Below are 23,824 nucleotides of genomic sequence, written 5' to 3' on the forward strand. Positions count from 1 at the left end.
AAAAGAACTCAAAGGAGATCATGAAGTGAACACAACGACGACCCAACCGAACGAGACCGTGATGCAAAAAGACAGTGCCTATGTCGTGAACAACTTGAACTTATGGTATGGCGACGATCAGGCGTTGATCGACGTCAATCTCGATATCAAGCAAAACGAAGTGACGGCCATCATCGGTCCGTCCGGTTGCGGAAAGTCGACGTTCATCAAGACGTTAAACCGGATGGTCGAACTCGTGCCATCTGTTCGTACAAATGGTGAAATCTTGTATCATGGCCGCAACATCTTCGACCGCGACTATCGGGTCGAAGATCTCCGGACGTCGGTCGGCATGGTGTTCCAACAGCCGAACCCGTTCCCGAAATCGGTTTATGACAACGTGGCTTACGGGCCGCGGACACACGGTATCAAAAACAAGAAAGTACTCGATGAGATCGTCGAACGCTCGTTACGTGGCGCTGCCATCTGGGATGAAGTGAAAGACCGCTTGAACGAGAACGCTTACGGCCTCTCGGGCGGTCAACAGCAGCGTCTCTGCATCGCCCGGACGCTCGCCATCGAGCCGGACGTCATCCTCATGGATGAGCCGACGTCTGCACTCGATCCGATTTCGACACTCAAAGTCGAGGAGCTCGTCCAAGAGTTGAAAGAGCAATACTCGATCATCATCGTCACACACAACATGCAACAAGCGGCTCGTGTATCGGATAAGACGGCGTTCTTCTTGAACGGAGAAGTCGTTGAGTTCGATGCGACCGATAAAATCTTCTCGAATCCAACGGACAAACGGACTGAAGATTATATTTCTGGCCGGTTCGGTTAAGAAGGGGAGACAATCATGGCACAAAATCGCACATTCTTTGATATGAAGTTAAACGAATTAGAAGATAAAGTCGTTCGCTTGGCGAACTTGACGATGCGCCAGACGGCGACCGCTATCGAAGTGCTCGAGAAACGTGATCTCGTGCTCGCGCAGACGGTCATCGACAATGACAATGAACTTGACGACCTCGAGCTCGAGATCAATGATGAAGCGATCTTGTTGATCGCGAAGCAGCAACCGGTCGCGACCGATCTTCGTCGTTTGATCGTGACGATGAAATCAGCGACGGACTTGGAGCGTATCGCGGACTATGCGACGAACATCGCCAAAGCCGTCGGCCGTATCGAGCACGTCCCGTACGTCCTCGACATCAAACCGCTCAAACAGATGGCCGAGCAATTGATCGACATGCTCGAGCTCGCGACACGCGCTTACCGGAAAGGCGAGGTCAGTCGAGTGCGCGAATTGAATGAGATGGACAAAGTCATCGACGATTTGAACTTGCAGGCCATCAAACAATACATGGGTTCTGTTCCGACGATGGCTGTCGGGACGAACGACGTTTACGAGTTTTCGAACATCGCCCGCTATTTAGAACGGATGGGTGATCACGTGACCAACTTCGGGGAACACCTCATTTTCCTCGAAAAAGGGAAACATTATGATTTAAACCAGTGACAAAAGTGGTAAAGAACAACAGACCAGTTGTTCTTTACTTTTTTTTGTGCAGGAATTCACGGATAAAGGGGCGAATAGTAGAACACATGGATTTTTTTTAGGAAGGGAGCCAGACATATATGGAAGAGAAAATCGTTTCCTTGAAACAACAAGGACTGACGTTAAAACAGATTGCAGAACAATTAGATATGCCGATCGGGAAAGTCCAGTACGCTTGGCGTAAATGGCGTTCCCAACACGGTGAACCGGACAAGCCGGCAGCCGCCCCAAAACGAAAGACGGAAGGGAAGAAATCAATGACATCAAACTCGAAGCAAGTACCCGCCTCATCTGTGAAGCAGGTCGCTTCGACACTGCAACACGAGGAGCCTACCCAATCACCGCTTCTTGACAAAGGTCCAGAAGGGTTTTGGAAGCTCCCAGACCGCTATGATCAAGACTTGATGCATGCGGTCGTCCAATCACCGAACGCCGTCTATGTCTTCTGGGAAGTGTCGGACAGCGTCAAAGAAACGCTCTCGATGCAATTCATGCGTCCATGGGAAGACTTGCCGAAGGCGTTTCGCATCCTCGACATCACGTTGCTCGACTACGCGAGCGGACATGCGAACCGGGCGTATACGTTCGAATTGCCGGAGATGACGAACAGTTGGTTCGTCCGGCCGCTCGATCCGAATACGACATACGTGTTCGAGTTCGGGATTCGGACGATGGAAGGGGAGTTCCTGCCGTTGCTCGCATCCTCACCGATTGATACGCCACGGGCAGAGCCGACCGGGCACGGTCGTTTCGCCGAACCGGTGCGACGCTGGCAATACGGGGAAGTCGAGACTCCTGAACTACTCGACACGTTACCAAAATATTCCGCATATCGATTCGTGCGCTGAGGAGGATTTTTTTGATGAAACCAGGTTATTTTTCACTCGTCCTTCATGCCCACCTTCCGTACGTAAGACATGAAGAGAAACACCGCCTAGAAGAGAGATGGGTGTATGAAGCCATCTCCGAGACATATATCCCGATTCTTTGGCAAGTCGACCGTCTGCAAAAACCGCTCCATTGGACGGTCAGCATCTCACCGCCCGTCGTCGAGATGCTCGCCGACCCGCTCGTCCAGGACCGTTACGTGGAACATTTGGATGAGATGCTCGAATTGATTGAGATTGAGCTCGCCGAAGGACGGAGCGAACAGGAAGTTGAGACGCTCCATTTTTATCGCGGGCGCTACAACGATTTGAAAACAACGTTCCTGCATTGGGAGAAAAACTTGAACCATGCGTTCCGTACATATCGTGAGCAAGGGTTCATCGATATGGTCACATGTACGGCGACGCACGGCTTCAACCCACACTTGTTCACCGAACAGGCCGCCCGCGCGGAAATCCGTACCGGCTTGAACTGTTTCGAGCGTCATTACGGGTTCCGTCCGACCGGCATTTGGTTGCCGGAGTGTGCCTACACGCCAGGTGTCGACCGCATCTTGTACGAGGAAGGCGTTCGTTATACGTTCGTCGATGAGCACGCCTTGCTCGATGCCGACCCGACGCCGGACAAAGGGATCGGTGCACCGGTCTACTCGCCGCATGGCGTCGCCTTGTTCCCGCGTGACCAAATCATCTCAGGGAAGATTTGGAGCTCGATGATCGGATATCCGGGCCATCCTGACTATCGCGAGTTTTATCGTGACCTCGCCTATGACCGCGACTGGGCGTACATTGAAAAGTTCATGCATCCGGAAGGGATTCGCTTCGATACGGGCTTGAAGATGCACCGCATCACGGGTGATTCGGATGAGAAAGACTATTATGTCCGCGCCTGGGCCGAACATCAAATCGACAACCATGCCTTCGATTTCGCACAGACGCTCGAAGGGCATCTCGAGGCCCACGGGGGACAGATGTTCCCGCCGTTCCTCGTAACGGCACCGTTCGATGCCGAATTGTTCGGACATTGGTGGTTTGAAGGACCTGAGTTCCTCGGGAAAGTCGCCGAGCGACTCGAAGAGTTTGGTATCGAGACAATCACGCCAGCGTTGTTCCTTGAACGTCACTTCCAAGACCTCGAGACGGTCCACGTCTCGATGAACACGTGGGGGCGTAAAGGCTATGGCGACGTCTGGATCAACGAACGCAACGAATGGATGCTTCGTCACTTACACATGATGGAGACACAACTCGTCAAAGACGTGGCCGATTATCGTCACAAGTCGCCACTCGTCGACCGGGCGCTCATCCAACTCGTTCGCCATTACGTGCTCGCTGTATCAAGTGACTGGGCGTTTATCCTCGACGGTCAGACGACGGCCCAATATGCGGCAGAACGGTTCCGCGAGCATACGCGCCTGTTCGCCGAGCTCGAGACGGCACTTTACCAAGACAAGCTATCGGATGAGTTGCTCGCTGAGCATTATCGCGCGTATCCGTTCCTTGATGATGTGGACGTTGACATCGACACGTTCTTGTCGCCACACGATTATTATGTGACCGAAGAGCGTGGTAAAGAGGACGAGGCCATTCTCGTCTTGACGCCAGAATATACAGGCAACGTCGTCGGGGATCTCGGTCGCCGCGTCATCGACGAAGTCGAGGCAAGAGCTGCGGACGGGGAGACGGTGTACGTCTTGACACCGTTCAAGGAAGGGTTGCCAGAATATGAACGCCACAACCGGATTCACGTCTACCGTGTCCGTTTGACGAGCCCATTCTTGGAGCACGTGATGAACCAAGTCGCGGCCCAAAACGTGGCCTACGTCAAACTCGCGCATGAACTTGTTTCGAAAGTCCCGTTCAAAGCGATTCATCAATTCGATTGGATGACGATTACAGCGGCACGTTCACTTGCGAAAGCACTACAAGTTCCGTTATACTCAACTATGTTGTCATTTGAAACGACCCGCAATCCGCATGGACACGGCGGACTGTTCGACGCAATCCATCGAATCGAGAGCAGCATCCTCGCTGAAGCCGATACGGTCTTTATTTGCGAACAACTGTCGACCGAGGAAGTCGGAATGCGCTATCCGATTGGCGATAACGTAAAAACCTGCTTGCCGCTCGATGCTTCGCCATACGGGCAGAAACGTTTGAAAAAGAACACGAAATAACCTTGCTTTTTCAAATAAAACTTGGTAGGATAATTGAGTATGCTTAGACTGTAAAGCAAAAGCACTTGATACAACATTAGTAAGATGGGAGTGAAAGATATGCGCGTTAAAATCACACTAGCTTGCACAGAAACAGGCGATCGCACGTACATCACGAAGAAAAACAAACGTAACAACCCAGAGCGCCTCGAATTGCGCAAATACAACCCACGTCTCCGTCGTCACACGCTTTACCGCGAAGTGAAATAATGAGACTGGCCGTCACTCATGTGGCGGCCTTTTTTTTCGATAGGAGGAATAAACGATGATAGCTAAACAAGAACTGCGTAAAGAGGTTCATGCGAACATTCGCGCGCTCGCCGATCGCGGCGATCGTGACGAAACGATTATACATACCGTACTGTCGCTCCCAGTTTGGCAACAAGCGCATACGGTCGCACTCACGTTGTCGCTCGAACTTGAAGTGAGTACACGCCCGCTCATCGAGGCGGCTTTAGAAGCAGGAAAATCGGTGCTCGTGCCGAAAGTAACGAAACAGGGGCTCACATTTCACCAAATCAAGACGTTCAGTGACCTCGAGCCGGGGGTGATGGGCATACTCGAACCGACGACCATGGAATCAGACCTCGGCATCGATGTATGTATCGTCCCGGGACGTGTCTTTAACCGGTCTGGGTATCGGATCGGCTGGGGCGGTGGGTATTACGATCGTTTTTTAGCGACGTATGAAGGTGTCACTATCTCGTTGGCCTATGATGTCCAACTGCTCGATACGATTCCGGTCGAGCCACACGACATTCCTGTCGAATTTATCGTGACGGAAAGGGAAACGATTCTATGCTCGCAATCTTTCTCGTAACTTGTCTGGTAGCCTTTGCCGGCTATCGGCTGCGCTCATTGACCATCTCCGGCGCCGTCTTGACGGTTGTGACGGGGACGGTCATCGGGTACGGCTTCGGTTGGTTCGGACTGTATCTGCTCGGTGTCTTCTTCTCGACGTCATCGCTCGCCTCGAAATACCGTTCCCGCGACAAAGAACCCGTCGATGAGATCGTTGAGAAATCAGGGCCTCGCGACTTCGTTCAAGTGCTCGCCAACGGTGGCGTCGGGATGGCGACGGCGCTCGGGATGATTCTCGCGCCGAACGATGCCTGGTTGTTCGCGTATATTGCCTCGATTGCGGCGGCGACGAGTGATACGTGGGGCTCCGAGTTCGGGGTCCTCGCCAAACAAAAACCACGTTCCGTCTTAACGTTCCGTGAAGTGGAACCGGGAACGAGCGGCGGGGTGTCTCCGTTCGGAACGTTCATGTCGGTGGCCGGGGCAGCGGTCATCATCGGCGCGTCGCTACCATTGATCGATATCAGCTTGGCGTTCGCCGGCTTGTTGATCGCTCTCGGACTGACCGGGAGCGTCGTCGACACACTCCTCGGGGCGACGGTCCAACGCAAGTTTAGATGCCGGGTATGCGGCAAGTTGACCGAGAAGAGAGTCCATCATCATGAGCCGACGTCTTACATATCAGGCTGGCGCTTTCTCGGCAATGACGCCGTCAACTTTTTGGCGATCGCCTCGGCCGCGACGATTAGTTTTCTCTTGCTTCGATAAGGGTAGTACAGTCAGAGAAGATGTTTCAAATGAATGTGAATATTGTCACAATATTGCCAAAGTGAAAACGGTTTCCTTAGTAGTGAGTGTTTGTGAATGATGTTACAATCTTTATGTAACAGACAAAACAAAAACATGAAACAGATTGTTCGAAGGGTGGAGAATCAATATGGAAACATTAAATCATGCAAAAGTAACACGGGTCGCGCTCGTCGGGGCCGGAGCGGTCGGTGCCAGCTTTGCGTACCAATTAACGACAGCTAGTCTCTGTGAAGAGCTTGTCATCATCGACATCAACAAATCGAAAGCTGAAGGGGAAGCGATGGACTTGAATCACGGCGTCTCATTCGCCTCTTCACCGATGCGCGTCTGGGCAGGGGACTATACGGACTGTGGTGCAGCAGATATCGTCGTCATCACTGCCGGCGCTCCGCAAAAACCAGGTGAAACGCGTCTCGACCTCGTCGAGAAGAATGCTAAAATCATGAAATCGATGATCGGGGACATCATGGCGTCTGGTTTCGACGGCATCATCATCATCGCATCGAACCCGGTCGACATCATGACCCACTTGGCATGGAAATACTCGGGTCTACCGAAACACCGTGTCTTCGGTTCGGGGACGGTACTCGATACGTCACGACTTCGTTATATGCTCGGCGATTACTTCAACGTCGATCCACGTAACTGCCACGCCTACATCATGGGTGAGCACGGCGACACAGAGTTCGCGGCATGGAGCAACGCTCGTATTTATGGAAAATCGGTCGAACAGTTGCTTGAAGAGAACGACGAGTACACATGGGAAGACCTCGAAGAAATTTACGTCAACGTCCGTGACGCGGCATACCATATCATCGAACGTAAAGGGGCGACCTATTACGCGATCGGTCTCGGCCTGCTCCGTCTCGTCAAAGCCGTGCTTCGCAACGAGAACACGTTGTTGACGGTCGGTGCGCACTTGGACGGCGAATATGGCTTGAATGATATCCACATCGGTGTACCGGCAATCATCAACCGTCAAGGTGTCCGTCAAGTCGTGGAAATCGAGTTGTCAGAAGAAGAAAAACAGAAGATGCATCACTCGGCAGAAGTGTTGTTGAAAACGATGGAACCTGTCTTATAAGAACGAGCGCTCGTTCGTTCATGACCGTAGCCGGCTAACGCCGCTACGGTTTTTTTGTTATGTCTTTTTTCTCGACACGTTGGGCATAGGCTCTCTTTTGTCGGCAGCCATAAATTGCTTTAAAATGAAAGTAAAGAAGGAGGTGACGATTGATGACTGAGCCAGCTTGTTTTTGGGAAGACGTGTATCGCACCGTCGAGACGGGAGGACGGATTGAGGGGATCTTGGAACCGTCGCGCGCGCTCTTATTGTTCGATACGAAAGCCGGGGACGTCTATCACCTCTACATACGGACGGACAAAGCCTGGGCGAACCATGTCGCCATGGACGTCGAGGCGGTCATGAATTCGTTTCGCTTGGCCCGCATCGGCCGTGAGAAACTGTACGTTCACATTTACGGCGACCCGCTCGTCGATGAGGAGCGCCTATCGTCCCTCACGTTCCCGATCGCGGCAAAAGTGAAGCTCGAGATGAGGCCGTGCGGTCAAGCGGAAGAGTCGTACCGACCACGCGCCGTCGCGCTCGACCAAAAACGAAAGAACGAACTGAAGCAACGGTTCGCCTTTGGGAAACCACAGCTCGTCTATGGGCTCATGTTCGTGACGTTCCTCGTCATGTGGTTCGCCGAATCGATTGGTTCGACGCTCGATCCGAATACGCTTATTCGCTTCGGGGCGAAAGTCAATCCTCTCATCGATGCGGGGGAATGGTGGCGTTTGGTCACACCGATGTTCCTCCACATCGGCTGGTTCCATTTTGCGATCAATATGTTCGCGCTTTGGTCGCTCGGTCCGCTCGTCGAACGGATGTACGGCTCGTCCCGCTTCGTCACCATCTATTTGTTAGCAGGCGTCATCGCCACGGTCGCCTCGTACGCGTTCAGTGAAGCCATCTCGGCCGGGGCATCGGGGGCGCTGTTCGGGCTTGTCGGGGCGCTGCTTTATTTCGGCCTCCGCGACCGCTCCTTATTTATGAAGACGCTCGGCCCGCCGCTGTTTATTATGTTAGGATTAAACGTAGGACTCGCTTTCGTCCTTGGCGCTAGTTTGGACCACTCCGCACACGCGGGGGGTCTTGTCGGGGGCTTTCTGATGGCGGGAGTGGTCGGCTTGCCGGATGAACATGTGAAAAAGCGCCGTCTGTTGTTTACGGTGATCGTGCTCGTGGCATCCGGAGCGTTATTCTGGTTCGGCTATAATCGATGACAAAGGAGTAAAGGTATGATTGAAACGTTGAAGCAACTGGTTGAAATTCCAAGTCCGTCGGGCATGACGGATGAGGCGATCGGCTTCGTGGAGCAAGAACTCACGAATCTCGGCGTCGCCACGAAACGCTTAAATAAAGGGGCGCTCCTGGCGACGTTTGAAGGGAAGTCGCCAGGAGCGCGTCTGTTAACGGCCCACGTCGATACGCTCGGGGCGATGGTGAAAGACATCTTGCCGAGTGGCCGTCTGCGATTGACGCAAGTCGGAGGTTACGCCTGGACCGCCATCGAAGGGGAAAACTGCCTGGTCCATGCGGAGGCGGGCGAGCCCGTCGAAGGGACGATTCTCATCCACCAGTCGAGTGTTCACGTCTATAAAGACACGAACAACGCGGAGCGAACTTCGTCAAACATCGAGGTACGACTGGACGCCGATGTCCATTCGGCTGAAGAAGTGCGTGCCCTTGGCATCGAGGTCGGGGACTTCGTCTCGTTCGACCCACGCTTCCGCCGGACGAACGCAGGCTATATCAAATCACGACACCTCGACGACAAGGCATCTGTCGCCATCTTGCTCGATTTGGCGACAGACCTGGTCGACGCCGACTTGCCGCATCCGGTCCACTACTTGATCTCGAACTATGAAGAGGTTGGATTCGGGGGCAACGCCGGGATCCCGGAAGCAGTGACGGAATATATCGCTGTCGATATGGGGGCGCTCGGCGATGGACAGCATTCGGATGAGTACACGGTATCGATTTGTGCGAAAGATTCGTCCGGGCCATATGATCTCGGGTTACGCCGTCAGTTCACCGCATTGTGTCGGGAACACGGTATTGCCCACAAGGTCGATATTTACCCGTATTATGGTTCTGATGCTTCGGCGGCGATTCGGGCCGGCTATGATGTGCGCCACGCCCTCGTCGGACCAGGCATCGAGTCGAGTCACAGCTATGAACGGACGCATACCAAATCGCTCGAGGCGACACGGGAACTGCTCTATCGTTATGTGCTCACGACGATGGGAGACGAACGATGAAAAACTTTTATGATGTCCAACAGTTTTTGAAAACGTTTGGGACGATCATTTATATCGGTGAACGCGACGCTGAAATCGGGCTCATGATGATGGAACTCGACGAATTGCACGCCGGTGGGATGATCGAACAACGAGAGTACGACACGGCCAAAATCATTTTGACGCATGAATTGAAAAATTCAAGAGATTGACAGAAAAACCCCTAGTGCAAAGGTTTGCACTAGGGGTTTAATAGTGTAAACTATGGGATGAAAGCGATTTAATCGAGATGAGGAGTGGAACATATGAAGTGGTTGTTAGGAATCGACATTGGTGGGACGACAGTGAAAATGGCTGTCTTAGATATGAACGGAATCATTTCCGACAAATGGGAGATTACGACGGACATTCGTGAGAATGGGGTACATATTCCGACCGATATCGCCGCTTCATTCGAGGCTTATCTAGAAAAATCGGGTAAAGCGAAAGATGAGTTCGCTGGTGCGGGAATCGGGGCACCTGGGTTCATCAACTTCTCCGAAGGTGTCGTCGAATACTCGCCGAACATCGGCTGGAAAAACTTTGCGCTCGTCAGTGAGTTCGAGAAAGCCGTCGGGTTGCCGGCCGTCTTAGAGAACGATGCGAACGCCGCCGCGCTCGGTGAGATGTGGAAGGGCGCCGGCGAAGGTGCATCTGAACTGCTCGCAATCACGCTCGGCACAGGTGTCGGTGGCGGTGTCATCACGAATGGGAACATCGTCCACGGGACAGCTGGGATGGCTGGGGAAATTGGTCACATCACCGTTGAACGAGACGAGTCGAAAGCCGTCATGTGCGGTTGCGGACGCAAAGGTTGTATCGAGACGATCGCCTCGGCGACAGGAGTCGCTCGTTTGGCACTCCAAAAACGTAAAAATCGGACGACGTCGTTGAACGAATTGAAAGAAGTGACGGCACGTGACGTGTTTGAAGCGTTCAAGGCGAACGATTCCGTCGCGACCGAAGTCGTCGAAGAGATGACCGAATATCTTGGCTTGACGATTTCAAATCTCGCCAACACGCTGAACCCGAAAATGATCGTCATCGGTGGGGGTGTCTCGAAAGCGCGCGAAGCGCTCCTGGAACCACTCGATCAGCAGTTCAAGCGGTTCGCCCTCGAGCGTGTCTACGACTCGACGACGTTCAAAATTGCGGAACTCGAGAACGACGCCGGTGTCATCGGTTGTGCTTGGCTCGCCCGTAAACATTTCTTGCCGACTCGTGTATAAGGATTGTCTAGGCACGCCTGCGTCTTGACGCAGGCGTGTTTTTCATATGGAACGGGTATGGGATAATGTAAAATTTGTAATGCCAGAGTTGATTTTTTGTTAAAAAAGGGGTAAGATTTGGACTTGATACCGGACTGTTATCGTACGTGAAATGGATAACAAGCTTACTGGACTTATAAAAAAAATAGGGAGGACGGACTCTGTTTGAGCTCGTCACCCGTTGAACAGAGGAGGAGGCCGTCAGATGAAGTCATCTCAAAGCTTTTCGAAGCTTACTATGCGACTGAATGATACGGTCCGCGCTTCGTTTCAAGAATATCGGTTATTTTGGATTTTTTCGCTATTACTTTGGACGAAGACGTACGTAGTTTACCAATTTTTCTTCAATATCCCGATTGAAAACACCGCACAAGCATTCATCTTGCTGATCAGCCCGATCAGCTCCACTTTATTCCTATTCGCCTTCAGTTTCTTCTTTAAAGGAAACAAGCAGAAATGGGTATTGTACATGCTCTATGCTGCGGCGTCGTTCATCTTATTCGCAGATGCCGTCTATTACCGCGAGTTCACCGACTACTTGACGATGCCGGTCATTTTGCAACCGTCGAACATGGAGACGTTATCGACGTCGTTCACGTCACTGTTGGAGTGGAAAGATTTGATCATCCTTGGGGACGTCCTCATCTTGCCGTTCATCCTCTGGCGCATCAATGCGACAGCAACGGCTGCTTCCCATCGCAGAGCGCTCGTGACGTTCGCGACGGCGGTCGTCGTCTTCTTGTTCAACTTGTCGCTCGCTGAAACGGAACGTCCTGAACTGTTGACGCGTTCGTTCGACCGGGAATTGTTGGTCAAGAATATCGGGACGTTCAACTTCCACGTCTATGACGCCATGCTTCAAACGAAGACATCGGCTCAAAAAGCGATGGCTGATGGGTCGGAGCTTGCAAAGATTGAACAGTACACCCGTCAACACTACGCGGCCCCGAACCCAGATTACTTCGGGAAATACAAAGGCAAAAACGTGATCGTCGTCTCGTTCGAGTCGGCCCAGAACTTTACCCACAACATGAAAGCCTCGAACGGTGAGTACATCACGCCGAACTTGAACAAACTAATCGAAGAATCTCACTACTGGCCGAACTATTACCATACGGTCGGACAAGGGAAGACGTCGGATGCCGAGTTCTCACTCGACAACTCGCTGTACGGTCTTCCGCGCGGCGCCGTTTACTTCACGAACGCCGACAACGAGTACCAGGCGCTCCCTGAATTGATCAAGGAAGACAACTATTACTCGGCCGTGTTCCACGCCAACAATAAATCGTTCTGGAACCGGGACTTGATGTATAAGAATATCGGCGTTGATCAGTTCTTCGACGAGAAAAGTTATGACCTCGGTAATCCTGAGGATATGACGGAATGGGGACTGCTCGACGACAGCTTCTTCGAACAGTCAATTCCGATGCTTGAAGAGCTTCCGGAACCGTTCTATGCGAAGTTTATCACGCTCACGAACCACTTCCCGTACACGATGCCGAGCGAGGACTATGAGCTCGTGCCGAAGTTCGAGACAAGTTCGACGACACTCAACAACTTCCCACAGGCGCTCGCGTATCAAGATTACGCTCTCGGCTTGTTCATCGACGAGTTGAAGGCGAACGGTATGTGGGACGACACAATTTTCGTCGTCTACGGTGACCATTACGGCATCTCGACGAACCATAACGCCGCCATGGCCGACCTGCTCGGAAAAGACGAGTTGACGCCGTTTGATGTGGCCAAGCTCCAGCAAGTGCCGTTCGCGGTCCACTTGCCAGGTCAAACGTCGGGTGAGGTGCATGAGACGATCGGAAGCCATGTCGATATGAAACCGACGATCCTTCACTTGCTCGGGATCGACACGTCTGACACGGTCGGATTCGGTAGCGATTTGTTATCGGAAGACCGGACGAGTCGAGCTATTTTCCGCGACGGCACGGTCATCACCGAGGAATACGTCTGGGCGCAATCGACATGCTATGACGCCTCGAGTGGTGAAGCCGTCGAAGACGTCTCGCTCTGTGGACCGGATAGTGAAGAAGCAGAGAAGATTCTTCAAATGAATGATGACTTGATTTATTCGGATTTGCTTCGTTTCAAAGAACAGACCGAAGAGTAAGCAACAGCGCCGTCCCGGCTAAGCGGGACGGCGCTGTTTGTTATACAAAAAAAGACGACCGAAGTCGTCTTCATGCTCATTAACCTGGGATTCCACCGTAAATCAATGTCGCGACGCCGAAGAATCCAAATACGAGTACAGTGATTGCGGCGAAAGCCAGTGGAAAGAATTGGCGTTTCTTAAACGAACGGGCCATTCCCCAGATTGCAACAAGTGCAACGATGAGCGAGATCCATCCAAATGGTTCATACAAATGCATGACGAGTTCCCCCTTTATTATACGTCATGAAATTCATAAAAATTTCACTGAAATATCATTATTATTTTATCCGATAATGTAGACGCTGTCGAGCAAAGAAAGCCTCCGCTACAATTTTGCCACAATATCGATTAGAATGGGATGTGGAGGTGTTCTGAATGAATATTGTAAGAATCACATCGGGCTTGGCCCAAGAGAATGGATACGTGCTCGAGAAAGACGGAACGGTGCTCATCATCGACCCGGGCACGGACGACCCGAAATTTTTTGACGCGGTCGAACGCTTCGGCGGTTTAAACGCCATTTTACTGACGCACGCCCACTTTGATCATATCGGTGGCATCGATGCCCTTCGTGACCGTTACAATATCCCGGTCTATGTCCATGAAGTGGAACGGACGTGGCTGATGGATGATGAGAAGAACGGAGCGGCAAAGTTCCATCTGCCGAGCGCATCGATGCGACCGGCCGAACGCGTCTATCAAGGTAAGTCGCTCGAGATCGGTGCATTCACGATCGAGTTGCACCACACACCGGGCCATTCGCCCGGGAGTGTCACGCTCCACTTCCCGGTAGAAGGTATCGCCTTCTGCGGAGATTTGATTTTCAAACAATCGGTCGGCCGTACCGATCTATACGGCGGCGACCAAGCGACGTTGCTCGGGTCGATCGATCGAATGCGTCAATTGTTGCCGGCTGAGACGGTGCTCTATTCCGGTCATGGACCGAAGACTACGCTCGAGGCCGAGATTCGGACAAATCCGTTTTTCGATCGATGAATCAAAAAAAGATTGTCTCGCGAGGAGACAATCTTTTTTTACATTTGGAAGTTACTCCAATACGTGAAGACGACGAAGAAGACAGTCAAATACGCGCCGAACACGTATACATACGTTTTTTCAGTGAGTTTCAAGTAGCCTAGTGCGACGAAGAAAATAGTTTGAGCTAAAAAGACAAGCCCCATTACGACGAAGTCACCACTATGTTCGCTACTGCTTTGATCTCCACCGAGTGCGCCCACGAAAGCAAGCGCCGCGATCAACCCAGTCCAAAAGCCTAGGACACGGAACATTCTCGCCATGTTAATCCCCCCATACGTGCATTATTCCATTCTCATTCACTATTTTACCAACACATTCAGAAAAATGCTATGAAAACGTGTGAATTGAGCAAAATAATCGTGAAAAATATGTGAAATAATCGGGTTGAACAAAGTTGTACAAAAAATAAAAAAACTTGTACAAACTATGTACAAAACGGGTATAAGGTTGTATAATCCAATTACACACATCGAACGACTTGTTCTACACATTATGAGGAGGTATTGAAATGGCCAATGAATTGATGTTCTATACGTACCCGAGCTGTACTTCATGCCGTAAGACGAAAGCGTTTTTACAAGAGCAGCACCTCGAGGTGAGTGAGCGCCATATCTTCCGGAACGCTCCGACAGTAGATGAGTTGATGACGTTGTTGGCACTTAGCGAAAACGGTGTCGACTCGCTTCTCGCGACGAGAAGTCAGGCGTTCAAACAGTTGGACATCGACGTCGAAGATTTGAAGCTGAGCGAGTTGCTCAAATTGATGAGCGACAACCCGAAACTATTAAAACGTCCAATCTTGACGGATGGCAACGAAGTCATTGTCGGTTATGACAAAGCGACTATCGAAGCGTATGCCCGCCGTTTCGAATCAACAACTGCAAACGTTTCTTGACACAAGTCCACTATCCAACGAGTGGGCTTTTTTTTATGCTTTTGTTGAGGTGGTGGAGATGAAACGATTGATCGAGCGTGTCGTGGGAGCGGCGCGTAATTTGAATGCGAGCGATGTCCATTTCATGCCCTGCGGAGACGAAGTGATGATTCAAGTCCGGCACGGGACGCTCTTGCATCGACTGGAATCGATGACGCGGATTGACTATGATCGCTTGACCCTACATATGAAATATTGGTGCTCGCTGACGGAGACCGACCATCGTGTGCCCCAGTCAGGCATGTACGTCGGAACCGAGGACGCGATCCGGGTCACGTTTTTACCGTCGTTCGACCATACGCTCATGTCGTGGCGGCTCCCGAACGCCTCGTTCCAGTTGTCCGAGTTGCTTGACGACGAGGATGTGGGCCGCTTTTTAAAGTTGGCTATGCTCCGGCAAGGATTGTTATTGATTGGTGGCGCGACGGGGGCAGGCAAGACGACGGTCCTTTATGCCTTTTTGCAAAGTTTGACGGGACGCCGCATCGTGACAATCGAGAACCCCCCGGAGAAACAAGTGCCGGGAGTGATTCAACTCGAGGTCAACCCGAGAGCGGGACTTGACCATCGCAGTCTATTGAAAGAGACACTTCGGGCCGACCCAGACGTCATCGTCATCGGAGAGATCCGGACGAGCGAGGAGTTGCGGGTGGCACACGACGCGGCGCTCAGTGGCCATTTGACGATTGCGACGTTCCATACGGCAAGTGTCGAGGACGGCGAACATCGGCTCGAACAGCTCGTCGGCAAGATGGAGGTCGCCCGTCATTGGTGCATCCTGCACCGGGAAGAAGAGGTGAGTTGTTCATGGTCCGAGACCAGATGAGTAAAGACTTGTTCACAATCCGTCGCTTTCTCAGGCTGCAGGCCCGTGGTGTCGGATTGAAAAAGACGTTCGAAACACTTGAGCTTCATGAACGGGGAAGAGCAAAACAAGTGATTCGGGACATGCGGCTTCAACTCGAGCAAGGTCGGCCGCTCGCCGAGGTGTTCTCGGGTCTCGTCACCGATCCGAGAATGCGCGAGATGCTCGTCACGGCGGAGCGGGGTCATCATTTTTTGGAAGGGCTCGAGCAAGTGCTCGTCTTGTCGACGATGCGCCGGAATCTGCAGCAAGAGCTCAAACAATTGGCGCGGTATCCACTCGTGATTTTGACGATGTTGCTTGGACTCGGGGCGATCTATGCACTTTATATCTTCCCGAAATTGCTGTCGATGGTGGACGTCGAGGCGCTAGATGGGGTAAACGCAATTCTGTTGTCCCGTTGGTTTTTCCCGGGTCTATTCATCGGCTTGCTCGTGACCGGGACGGCCCTCTACTGGAACGGGAGACGCGGTCGGCTCGTGCCGCTACGTGTCGTCGAACGGGGCAGGCGGCTGTACGTCACGTATTTGTTCGTCAGTGAGATCTCGCTCTTAAGTGAAGGGCAAGGTTCGGTCCGTCATATCATCGAGCGTTTGTCTCGGGGCGACGGGGAAGTCGCGGCCATCGCGAGACGGATCCATGAGCGTATGTCGGACGGTCTTGAACTCGAAGAGGCGGCCCGGCAAGAACGGTTGCTCGAGCATGAGGTCGTCAGTCTGTTCGGCGTAGGTACAGTGAGCGGGGAGCTTGGAACGATCATGACGATGCATCGTGACCTCGTGTTTGAGGAGATGGAGTTGTACTGGAAACAGTTGATCACCAAGGCCGAGCCGGTATTATACGGATTTTTGACGATGATGGTGACGATGATCTTCTACACGATTTATTTACCGGTTAAATTGATTATGGCTCAACTATAACAAGGAGGAACAACCACATGACACGATTCAAATCGGAACAAGGATTCACGCTCGTCGAAATGGCTGCTGTCTTACTCATCATCTCGGTATTGCTGTTGCTGCTCGTCCCTTCGATGTCAGACGGGAAATCTCGGGCGGACAGTGTCAGTTGTGAAGGGAGCGTCCGGATCGTCGAGTCAGAGATCAACTTGTATTATGCGGAACACAAAGCTTACCCGGAGACGTTGGCGGTGATTAAACGCGCCTCGACGGAAAGTCCGCTCGAGTATAGCTGTCAATCGATGGTATACACGTATGCGCCGACGACCGGTACGTTGACGAAACAATGAGGCAAGACGGATATACGTTGGTCGAGATGGCATCTGTCCTCGTCATCTTGTCGCTCCTGCTGTTGATGACGACCCCGGTCGTCCGTTCGATGGATCGATTGGCTTTGTTTGACTTCACCGAGGCGCTCGTGAGCGATATTAATGAGGTTGGCCAATATCCATACGTCGCCACCGATGAAGCTTGTGTGCCGCGTCTGCGGTGGTACATAAAAGAGCGGCGCTATCAAATCGCCTGTGGCACGACGCCAATCGCATCGCGCATCGTGCCGGAAGGGGTCGAGATGAGCCTTCCGGCCACGAGTGAGATCGTCTTCTCGCGTACGGAGGCGACGTATGCCGGGCAGTGGAAATTTTATACGGGGCCGACGATGGTGACGTTGAAGTTTAGAATGGGGACGTATGAGCCGGAGGTGCTTCGCGTTGACGGACGATGAGCAAGGCATCACATTTTGGGAAATCTGTCTCAGTTTGGCGCTTCTCTTGGCGTGGGTCGGGGTCGTCGCGCCTTTTGTCGAAGCCGCGACGGAGCGGGTCGACCGTCTCGAAACGACCGTCAGACGCTACGAACGGCTACAAGGGGAGGTGTTGCGCGATGCAGTCGAGCCGAGTGGACGCTCAGAAGTATGCGATGGGGACCTGTGTCTCCCGACGCTTTGAGCAAGGTTTCACGTTACTCGAAGTGAGTTTCACGCTGCTCTTGATCCCTCTGTTCGTCGGACTGGCGGTTCACTTTTTGGCACTCGGACAAGCGTTTTATGAGCAGCCGCGTGAAGCGGTGGCGACGACACCCCAGTTGATCGTCCGGAAACTATTCGATAGCCGGGATTGTGATGTCGAGTCGGGACGCCTCGTCGGTACATACGTGCGACCGGACGGCACGTCGTGGGCTTGGACGCTCAAACAGATCAATCAAAACTTGGTCATGGTCGGAGACGAGGGAGGGAATTTACTATTCTTAAGAGGAATCGAGACGTATCGGGTCGAACCGGTAGGAGAAGGCTTTCGCATCCAGTGGATCGATGCGACCGGTCCACGCGAGAAGAACGTGATGTGCATGCGCGCGGGTACTTTGTGATGTCGACGTTAATCGTGTTGACATGGTTACTCGGCGGGGCGATGTTTTGGTATACTGATATGGAACGAACGACCGAACGGCTCGCGCTCGATATTTTGGCGGTCCGCTTCGAATCGCATGTCATGGTCGCCAAACGGTCTTGTGGGTCGACAGCCGTAACGGTGCCGAAACCGACCGGCACAATCAACTGCCGGCCGCTCGGTGACGGGACTGTCGAGGTCGATATTCGCCTCGATACCGGAGAACGACATAAAGAGGTGATTTATTTCGATGACTAAACCGTTTTACATCATCGGGTTTATGGGTACAGGTAAATCAAGCTTAAAACGATATCTTGAAAAATCGAATCACGTCGTCGATTTGGATGAGCTGTTCGAAGTGCATGTACGGATGGACATCCCGACATATTTTGAGCGTCACGGGGAAGAGGCGTTTCGCCTGCAAGAAAGTAAGCTCTTGCGACATGCGAATGCCGCGTATATCGTGACCGGCGGCGGAATCGTCGAACGGGACGAAAATCTCGCTTGGATGCGAGAGCACGGCACCGTCATCGCGCTCGATTTACCGTACGAGATGTGTTGGGACCGAATCAAAGATTCGGACCGGCCCCTTGTTCGCCACGGTAAAGCGGCCGTCGAAACGTTATACGAGCGGCGCCGTCCACTCTATGCGCGTGCGGACCACGTGCTCGACGCCTCGCTCAGCACCGAAGCGATTGCACACACTTTATATCGGTTGAAGGAGGAAGATACATGATTTGGATCAATCTAGGCATCATCGTGCTCGCACTAGTCGGACTCGGCTTGTATGGGTTCTTATTGTACCGTAACAAAATGAAGACAGACGTACGCCGCGTCACCCGTTTGACGGAGCGCTTTAAAATTCGTGCGAATGTCATCCAAGGTCTCGTCAATGAGATCAAGCAACACGTCGATACGGTCAACGACTCCGTGAAGCAGATGAAGGCGTATTCCGTTAAAGTGAAAGACGAGACGATGGAGTTGAAACAGGCGACCTTGGGGCTGACGAAAGAAATTAAGCGCACCGCTGGAATCGAACGCCCAGACGTTTCCACTGAGACAAAACTATGAAATAATGAGGATGAAAACGTTTTCGTTTTCCATCCTCTTTATTTTTGCCTATTTTGGCTAGGCAGAGCCAGGGAAAATTGATAAAGTGGAATAGAAAACGAAATATTTCACGAATTACATTATTTACGTTCGGGATTGGGGGATAATATGGAGAAAGTATCGTTAAAACGTACGCCTTTATATGATTTGATTTCCGTAAAGGCGAAGATGGTGGATTTTGCGGGGTTTGAGATGCCGATTATGTTCTCGTCGATTAAAGAAGAGCATCAAGCGGTTCGCAACAATGTCGGCATGTTTGACGTGTCGCACATGGGGGAGATTCGGATCGAAGGGCCGGGTGCGCTCGAGAACGTGCAACGTCTCGTCACGAATGACGTCACGAAATTACAAATTGGCCAGGCACAATACAACTTGTTCTGCCTGCCGAACGGCGGTGTCGTCGACGACCTGCTCGTCTATCGACTCGATGAAGACGCATTTTGGCTCGTCGTCAACGCCTCGAATATCGAAAAAGACGTGGCGCACGTCCAACAGTACGTGACTGGTGACGTCACGGTGACGGATGAGTCGGACGCCTATGGTCAAATTGCCATCCAAGGACCGATGGCTGAACAAGTGCTCAGTCGTTTGACGGACTTGCCGCTGGCCGACATCAAGTTTTTCCGGTTCATGACCGGCGACGTGGCGGGCGTGTCGACGATCGTCTCGCGCAGTGGTTATACGGGGGAGGACGGGTTTGAACTCTACGCCCGGGCCGAGGACGTGGCCGCAATCTGGTCGGCGTTAGAAGTCGAAGGCGTCACGCCATGCGGGCTCGGCTCGCGTGACACGCTCCGGTTTGAAGCGTGCCTTCCGCTCTATGGGCACGAGCTCGATGAGACGGTCACCCCGTTCGAGGCAAACTTGAACTTTGCCGTCAAACTCGACACCGATTTTATCGGCAAGGATGCCCTCGTGAAGCAAAAAGAAGACATCCCGCGCCGTTTGATCGGCTTGCGTCTGCTCGGGCGCGGCATTGCCCGTCAAGGGGCGACGGTCGAAGTTGACGGGGAGGCGATTGGCGTTGTCACGACCGGTACGATGCCGCCGACAGTGAACGAATCAATCGCCTGGGCGCGCGTCGACCGTCGTTTCGCGGAAGCGACACATTTTATCATTGAAGTTCGGGGTAAAAAAATAGAAGCCGAACGTGTACCGACACCGTTTTATAAACGTAAATGATACAGGGGGATTCAGAATGAATAGAATGGAGTTTCGTTATTTACCGATGACAGAGCAAGATGAGCGCGACATGTTGCAGACGATCGGCGTCGAGTCGATTGAGGATTTACTCGAGGACATTCCGGCCTCGCTCCGTGAGACGGCTTCCTTGGCTGCCATCGGTGCCCCGCTTCCGGAAGTCGACCTCGTCCGTCACATGACGAAGCTCGCCGAGAAGAACGTGCATACGAAATCGAAGCCGAGTTTTCTCGGAGCGGGTATGTACGATCACCTTTCACCGAGCGTCATGAACCATATGCTTCTCCGTTCAGAGTTTTATACCGCCTATACGCCGTACCAGCCAGAGATCTCACAAGGTGAACTTCAAGCGATGTTCGAGTTCCAAACGATGATTTGTGAGCTGACGGGCATGGACGTCGCCAACTCGTCGATGTACGACGGAATCACCGCACTTGCTGAAGCGACATATCTTGCGAGTGCCCATACGAAGAAAAAACGTGTCGTCGTCTCGGGCGCGGTCCATCCGGAAGCGAAAGACGTCATCCGGACATATGCCGGCGGTCCGGGACTGACGGTCGAATATACTGACGTGAGCGACGGGGTGACCGACATGTCGGAGCTTGATTTGACAGACGCCTCGTGTCTCGTCGTCCAATATCCGAACTTTTATGGCCGCGTCGAAGATTTAACGGCCCTAGCGAAAGCGGCGCACGATGCCGGCGCCTTGTTCGTTGTCTCAAGCAATCCGCTCGCGCTCGGGATTTTGGAGTCACCTGGTGCGCTCGGTGCCGACATCACGGTCGGTGACGCCCAACCGTTCGGGATCCCGCAAAGCTTCGGCGGTCCGTCATGCGGGTATTTCGCCGTCAAGAAAGCGCTCATGCGTAAACTTCCGGGTCGACTCGTCGGACAAACGGTCGATGAGGACGGCAAGCGCGGTTTCGTTTTGACGCTCCAGGCCCGTGAACAGCACATCCGTCGTGACAAGGCGACGTCGAACATCTGCTCGAACCAGGCTCTTAACGCGCTCGCGGCATCGATCACGATGTCGGCTCTCGGTAAATGCGGGATTCGTGACATGGCCATACGTAACATTCAAACGGCCCATTACATGAAAGAAGCGCTTAAGACGGCCGGCTATAAAGTGATTGATGAAGGGCCGATGTTCAACGAGTTCGTCGTCGACTTCGGGGTCGATGCGGACCACTTGTCCCGTCATTTGCTGAATAACGGCATCATCGGCGGCTTGCCGCTCGGGACGTATGAGACTGAGCGCCAGACGCAGATGTTGCTCTGTGCGACGGAGCTTCGGACGAAAGAAGAAATCGATCAATTTGTTGAAGTGGTTGGGGGGATGAACTGATGCAACATGAACAAACGTTAATTTTCGAAGTGTCACGTGCTGGACGGACCGGCTACAACTTGCCGACACCGACCGTACCAGAAGTCGATTTGGATACGCTCTTGCCGGCATCGATGATTCGTCAAGAAGCGGCCGAACTACCGGAAGTATCTGAACTTGATGTCGTGCGCCATTATACGTCGCTGTCGACCCGCAACCACGGCGTCGATTCCGGCTTCTATCCACTTGGCTCGTGCACGATGAAGTATAACCCGAAAGTGAACGAGGATATGGCCCGCCTCCCTGGCTTCGCCCATATCCATCCGTTGCAACCGGTCGAGTCGATTCAAGGCGCGCTCGAGCTCATGGTCGACCTGCAAGAACAGCTTGCCGAAATCACGGGAATGGACGAAGTGACGCTGCAACCGGCTGCCGGGGCCCACGGGGAATGGACCGGTCTCATGCTCATCAAGGCGTTCCACCATCACAACGGCGATCTGGGACGGACGAAAGTGCTCGTGCCGGATTCGGCGCACGGGACGAACCCGGCCTCGGCCGTCGTCGCTGGTTTCGAGACGGTGACGGTCAAATCGGATGAGCGTGGTCTCGTCGATTTGGAAGATTTGAAGTCAAAAGTCGGGGCCGATACGGCAGCGCTCATGTTGACGAACCCGAACACGCTCGGTTTGTTCGAAGCCGACATATTGGAAATCGCCAAAGTCGTCCACGAGGCCGGCGGGAAGCTCTATTACGACGGTGCCAACTCGAATGCGATTTTAGGGATCGCCCGTCCTGGGGATATGGGCTTCGACGTCGTCCACTTGAACTTGCACAAGACGTTCACAGGCCCGCACGGCGGTGGCGGTCCAGGTTCTGGACCGGTCGGGGTGAAGCGCGATTTGATTCCGTACTTGCCGACGCCGATCGCGCGCCGTTCCGAATCGGGCTTCACGCTCGATTACGACCGTCCGCAATCGATTGGACGCATCAAACCGTTCTATGGCAACTTCGGTATCAACGTCCGGGCCTATAGCTACATCAAGACGATGGGCGCGGAAGGTTTGACACGCGTCTCACGTGAGGCGGTATTGAATGCCAACTATATGTTCGCCCGTTTGAAAGATGCGTTCGACGTCCCGTACGATACGTTCTGCAAGCACGAGTTCGTCTTGTCGGGTAAACGCCAGAAAGCGCTCGGCGTCCGTACGCTCGATATCGCCAAACGACTGCTCGATTTCGGTTATCATCCGCCGACGATTTACTTCCCGCTCAACGTCGAGGAGTGCATCATGGTCGAACCGACGGAGACGGAATCGAAAGAGACGCTTGACGCCTTCTGCGACGCGATGCTCCAAATCGTCAAAGAGGTAGAAGAGAATCCGGAAATCGTTCAGACGGCCCCGCATACGACGGTCATCAAACGACTCGACGAGACGCTCGCTGCTCGCAAACCGGTGCTCAAATACGAACGACGTCAACCGTCTTCCATCAATTGAATCCGACCGCTCACCTTGTGTGGGCGGTTTTTTGTCATCAAAAAAACGTCCATCCTCGGAGTGAGGAGTGGACGCAGTGGACGGGTCAGTCTTTTTTGACTTTCCCTTTCCAGTTTTTAAAACCGCCATCGAGCATGTAGATGTCCGTATAACCATTTTTCATGAGCAACTTGGCCGCTTGGTTCGTACGTGACTTGCCTTGGCAATACATGAGGATCGGTTGATCTTTGCGAAGTTCTTTCATGCGCAATTTCATCTGTCCGACCGGAATGTTACGGGCGCCGACGATGTGGCCTCCCTTGTACTCATTCGGTTCACGGACGTCGATCAATTGACCTTTACGGAGCGACGCACGAAACTCTTCTTGCTTCATTTTCTTCAAACCGCGAGCCGGCAAGAAACGCCAGACGATGTATGCGATGAGCGCAGCCCATAGGATGATGACGAGGATAGTTTCGATTCCCATTGATGTTCTCCCTTTC

30 protein-coding genes are annotated in these 23,824 nt (G+C 52.8%); 27 read left to right on the top strand and 3 right to left on the bottom strand.

Going from position 1 to position 23,824, the window contains the following annotated elements:
- Positions 1-61: 61 nt before the first annotated feature.
- From pstB to NMQ00_RS06435, 13 genes are all read left to right on the top strand, one after another.
- Positions 62-823, top strand: a complete 762-nt coding sequence (gene pstB, locus NMQ00_RS06375; protein WP_052090224.1) for a phosphate ABC transporter ATP-binding protein PstB — start codon at positions 62-64, stop codon at positions 821-823.
- Between the two features lie 15 nt (positions 824-838).
- The gene (gene phoU / locus NMQ00_RS06380) at positions 839-1,501 is read left to right on the top strand and encodes a phosphate signaling complex protein PhoU (protein ID WP_255178403.1); all 663 of its coding nucleotides are present in this window, start codon (positions 839-841) and stop codon (positions 1,499-1,501) included.
- 119 nt (positions 1,502-1,620) lie between these two features.
- Positions 1,621-2,388, top strand: a complete 768-nt coding sequence (locus tag NMQ00_RS06385; protein WP_255178404.1) for a DUF4912 domain-containing protein — start codon at positions 1,621-1,623, stop codon at positions 2,386-2,388.
- A 14-nt stretch (positions 2,389-2,402) separates the two neighbouring features.
- Positions 2,403-4,604: a 1,4-alpha-glucan branching protein domain-containing protein gene (locus NMQ00_RS06390; protein ID WP_255178405.1), complete on the top strand. Its 2,202-nt coding sequence runs from the start codon at positions 2,403-2,405 to the stop codon at positions 4,602-4,604.
- Between the two features lie 84 nt (positions 4,605-4,688).
- Positions 4,689-4,853 (top strand): 50S ribosomal protein L33, encoded by a 165-nt coding sequence (gene rpmG, locus NMQ00_RS06395; protein ID WP_016510885.1) that lies wholly within the window; start codon positions 4,689-4,691, stop codon positions 4,851-4,853.
- A gap of 55 nt (positions 4,854-4,908) precedes the next feature.
- Entirely contained in the window at positions 4,909-5,463 is a 555-nt protein-coding gene (locus NMQ00_RS06400; RefSeq protein WP_255178406.1) for a 5-formyltetrahydrofolate cyclo-ligase, read from the top strand.
- Positions 5,442-6,212 carry a DUF92 domain-containing protein gene (locus NMQ00_RS06405; RefSeq protein WP_255178407.1) on the top strand — a complete coding sequence of 257 codons (771 nt, stop codon included), beginning with the start codon at positions 5,442-5,444 and terminating at the stop codon, positions 6,210-6,212. The genes NMQ00_RS06400 and NMQ00_RS06405 overlap by 22 nt, the downstream gene beginning before the upstream one ends.
- A gap of 169 nt (positions 6,213-6,381) precedes the next feature.
- Positions 6,382-7,338 (top strand): L-lactate dehydrogenase, encoded by a 957-nt coding sequence (locus tag NMQ00_RS06410; RefSeq protein WP_255178408.1) that lies wholly within the window; start codon positions 6,382-6,384, stop codon positions 7,336-7,338.
- Between the two features lie 152 nt (positions 7,339-7,490).
- Positions 7,491-8,543 carry a rhomboid family intramembrane serine protease gene (locus NMQ00_RS06415; protein WP_255178409.1) on the top strand — a complete coding sequence of 351 codons (1,053 nt, stop codon included), beginning with the start codon at positions 7,491-7,493 and terminating at the stop codon, positions 8,541-8,543.
- 15 nt (positions 8,544-8,558) lie between these two features.
- Entirely contained in the window at positions 8,559-9,581 is a 1,023-nt protein-coding gene (locus tag NMQ00_RS06420) for a M42 family metallopeptidase (protein WP_255178410.1), read from the top strand.
- Complete coding sequence (locus NMQ00_RS06425) at positions 9,578-9,772, top strand: YqgQ family protein (RefSeq protein WP_255178411.1); 195 nt, start codon at positions 9,578-9,580, stop codon at positions 9,770-9,772. The genes NMQ00_RS06420 and NMQ00_RS06425 overlap by 4 nt, the downstream gene beginning before the upstream one ends.
- Before the next feature lie 93 nt (positions 9,773-9,865).
- Positions 9,866-10,828 carry an ROK family glucokinase gene (locus NMQ00_RS06430; RefSeq protein ID WP_255178412.1) on the top strand — a complete coding sequence of 321 codons (963 nt, stop codon included), beginning with the start codon at positions 9,866-9,868 and terminating at the stop codon, positions 10,826-10,828.
- 277 nt (positions 10,829-11,105) lie between these two features.
- Positions 11,106-12,989: an LTA synthase family protein gene (locus tag NMQ00_RS06435; RefSeq protein WP_255178413.1), complete on the top strand. Its 1,884-nt coding sequence runs from the start codon at positions 11,106-11,108 to the stop codon at positions 12,987-12,989.
- A gap of 79 nt (positions 12,990-13,068) precedes the next feature.
- On the opposite strand, the gene NMQ00_RS06440 is transcribed toward NMQ00_RS06435, so the two are convergent.
- Positions 13,069-13,248 carry a DUF2759 domain-containing protein gene (locus NMQ00_RS06440; protein ID WP_214761055.1) on the bottom strand — a complete coding sequence of 60 codons (180 nt, stop codon included), beginning with the start codon at positions 13,246-13,248 and terminating at the stop codon, positions 13,069-13,071.
- A 158-nt stretch (positions 13,249-13,406) separates the two neighbouring features.
- Between NMQ00_RS06440 and NMQ00_RS06445 the strand changes: the two genes are divergently transcribed.
- On the top strand, positions 13,407-14,027 hold the full coding sequence (locus NMQ00_RS06445) for an MBL fold metallo-hydrolase (protein ID WP_255178414.1): 621 nt from the start codon (positions 13,407-13,409) through the stop codon (positions 14,025-14,027).
- Positions 14,028-14,065: 38 nt separating this feature from the next.
- Here NMQ00_RS06445 and NMQ00_RS06450 read toward each other — a convergent pair whose 3' ends face one another.
- Complete coding sequence (locus tag NMQ00_RS06450; RefSeq protein WP_021067727.1) at positions 14,066-14,329, bottom strand: DUF2626 domain-containing protein; 264 nt, start codon at positions 14,327-14,329, stop codon at positions 14,066-14,068.
- A gap of 248 nt (positions 14,330-14,577) precedes the next feature.
- Here NMQ00_RS06450 and NMQ00_RS06455 point away from each other — a divergent pair, with 248 nt between their 5' ends.
- The 13 genes from NMQ00_RS06455 to gcvPB all read left to right on the top strand — a co-directional run bounded on the left by NMQ00_RS06455 (position 14,578) and on the right by gcvPB (position 23,342).
- Positions 14,578-14,964: a Spx/MgsR family RNA polymerase-binding regulatory protein gene (locus tag NMQ00_RS06455; protein ID WP_052090134.1), complete on the top strand. Its 387-nt coding sequence runs from the start codon at positions 14,578-14,580 to the stop codon at positions 14,962-14,964.
- Between the two features lie 58 nt (positions 14,965-15,022).
- Complete coding sequence (locus tag NMQ00_RS06460; RefSeq protein WP_255178415.1) at positions 15,023-15,829, top strand: ATPase, T2SS/T4P/T4SS family; 807 nt, start codon at positions 15,023-15,025, stop codon at positions 15,827-15,829.
- On the top strand, positions 15,811-16,788 hold the full coding sequence (locus NMQ00_RS06465; RefSeq protein WP_255178416.1) for a type II secretion system F family protein: 978 nt from the start codon (positions 15,811-15,813) through the stop codon (positions 16,786-16,788). The genes NMQ00_RS06460 and NMQ00_RS06465 overlap by 19 nt, the downstream gene beginning before the upstream one ends.
- A gap of 17 nt (positions 16,789-16,805) precedes the next feature.
- A complete protein-coding gene (locus NMQ00_RS06470; protein WP_255178417.1) occupies positions 16,806-17,117 on the top strand; it encodes a prepilin-type N-terminal cleavage/methylation domain-containing protein in 312 nt (103 codons plus the stop codon).
- Positions 17,114-17,551, top strand: coding sequence for a prepilin-type N-terminal cleavage/methylation domain-containing protein (locus NMQ00_RS06475; protein ID WP_255178418.1), 438 nt, complete (start codon positions 17,114-17,116; stop codon positions 17,549-17,551). Before NMQ00_RS06470 ends, NMQ00_RS06475 begins: the two co-directional genes overlap by 4 nt.
- Positions 17,538-17,774: a hypothetical protein gene (locus NMQ00_RS06480; RefSeq protein ID WP_255178419.1), complete on the top strand. Its 237-nt coding sequence runs from the start codon at positions 17,538-17,540 to the stop codon at positions 17,772-17,774. The genes NMQ00_RS06475 and NMQ00_RS06480 overlap by 14 nt, the downstream gene beginning before the upstream one ends.
- Positions 17,710-18,192: a prepilin-type N-terminal cleavage/methylation domain-containing protein gene (locus NMQ00_RS06485; protein WP_255178420.1), complete on the top strand. Its 483-nt coding sequence runs from the start codon at positions 17,710-17,712 to the stop codon at positions 18,190-18,192. Before NMQ00_RS06480 ends, NMQ00_RS06485 begins: the two co-directional genes overlap by 65 nt.
- Entirely contained in the window at positions 18,192-18,470 is a 279-nt protein-coding gene (locus NMQ00_RS06490; RefSeq protein ID WP_255178421.1) for a hypothetical protein, read from the top strand. The genes NMQ00_RS06485 and NMQ00_RS06490 overlap by 1 nt, the downstream gene beginning before the upstream one ends.
- Complete coding sequence (locus NMQ00_RS06495) at positions 18,463-18,948, top strand: shikimate kinase (RefSeq protein ID WP_255178422.1); 486 nt, start codon at positions 18,463-18,465, stop codon at positions 18,946-18,948. The genes NMQ00_RS06490 and NMQ00_RS06495 overlap by 8 nt, the downstream gene beginning before the upstream one ends.
- Entirely contained in the window at positions 18,945-19,283 is a 339-nt protein-coding gene (locus NMQ00_RS06500) for a hypothetical protein (protein ID WP_255178423.1), read from the top strand. The genes NMQ00_RS06495 and NMQ00_RS06500 overlap by 4 nt, the downstream gene beginning before the upstream one ends.
- 147 nt (positions 19,284-19,430) lie before the next feature.
- Positions 19,431-20,504, top strand: a complete 1,074-nt coding sequence (gene gcvT / locus NMQ00_RS06505) for a glycine cleavage system aminomethyltransferase GcvT (protein ID WP_255178424.1) — start codon at positions 19,431-19,433, stop codon at positions 20,502-20,504.
- A 25-nt stretch (positions 20,505-20,529) separates the two neighbouring features.
- Entirely contained in the window at positions 20,530-21,867 is a 1,338-nt protein-coding gene (gene gcvPA / locus NMQ00_RS06510; protein WP_255178687.1) for an aminomethyl-transferring glycine dehydrogenase subunit GcvPA, read from the top strand.
- Positions 21,867-23,342 carry an aminomethyl-transferring glycine dehydrogenase subunit GcvPB gene (gene gcvPB / locus NMQ00_RS06515; protein WP_255178425.1) on the top strand — a complete coding sequence of 492 codons (1,476 nt, stop codon included), beginning with the start codon at positions 21,867-21,869 and terminating at the stop codon, positions 23,340-23,342. The genes gcvPA and gcvPB overlap by 1 nt, the downstream gene beginning before the upstream one ends.
- Positions 23,343-23,427: 85 nt before the next feature.
- On the opposite strand, the gene NMQ00_RS06520 is transcribed toward gcvPB, so the two are convergent.
- A complete protein-coding gene (locus NMQ00_RS06520; protein ID WP_081637957.1) occupies positions 23,428-23,802 on the bottom strand; it encodes a rhodanese-like domain-containing protein in 375 nt (124 codons plus the stop codon).
- Positions 23,803-23,824 lie beyond the last annotated feature (22 nt).

The sequence above is a fragment of the Exiguobacterium aurantiacum genome, assembly GCF_024362205.1.
Lineage (GTDB): Bacteria > Bacillota > Bacilli > Exiguobacteriales > Exiguobacteriaceae > Exiguobacterium > Exiguobacterium aurantiacum_B.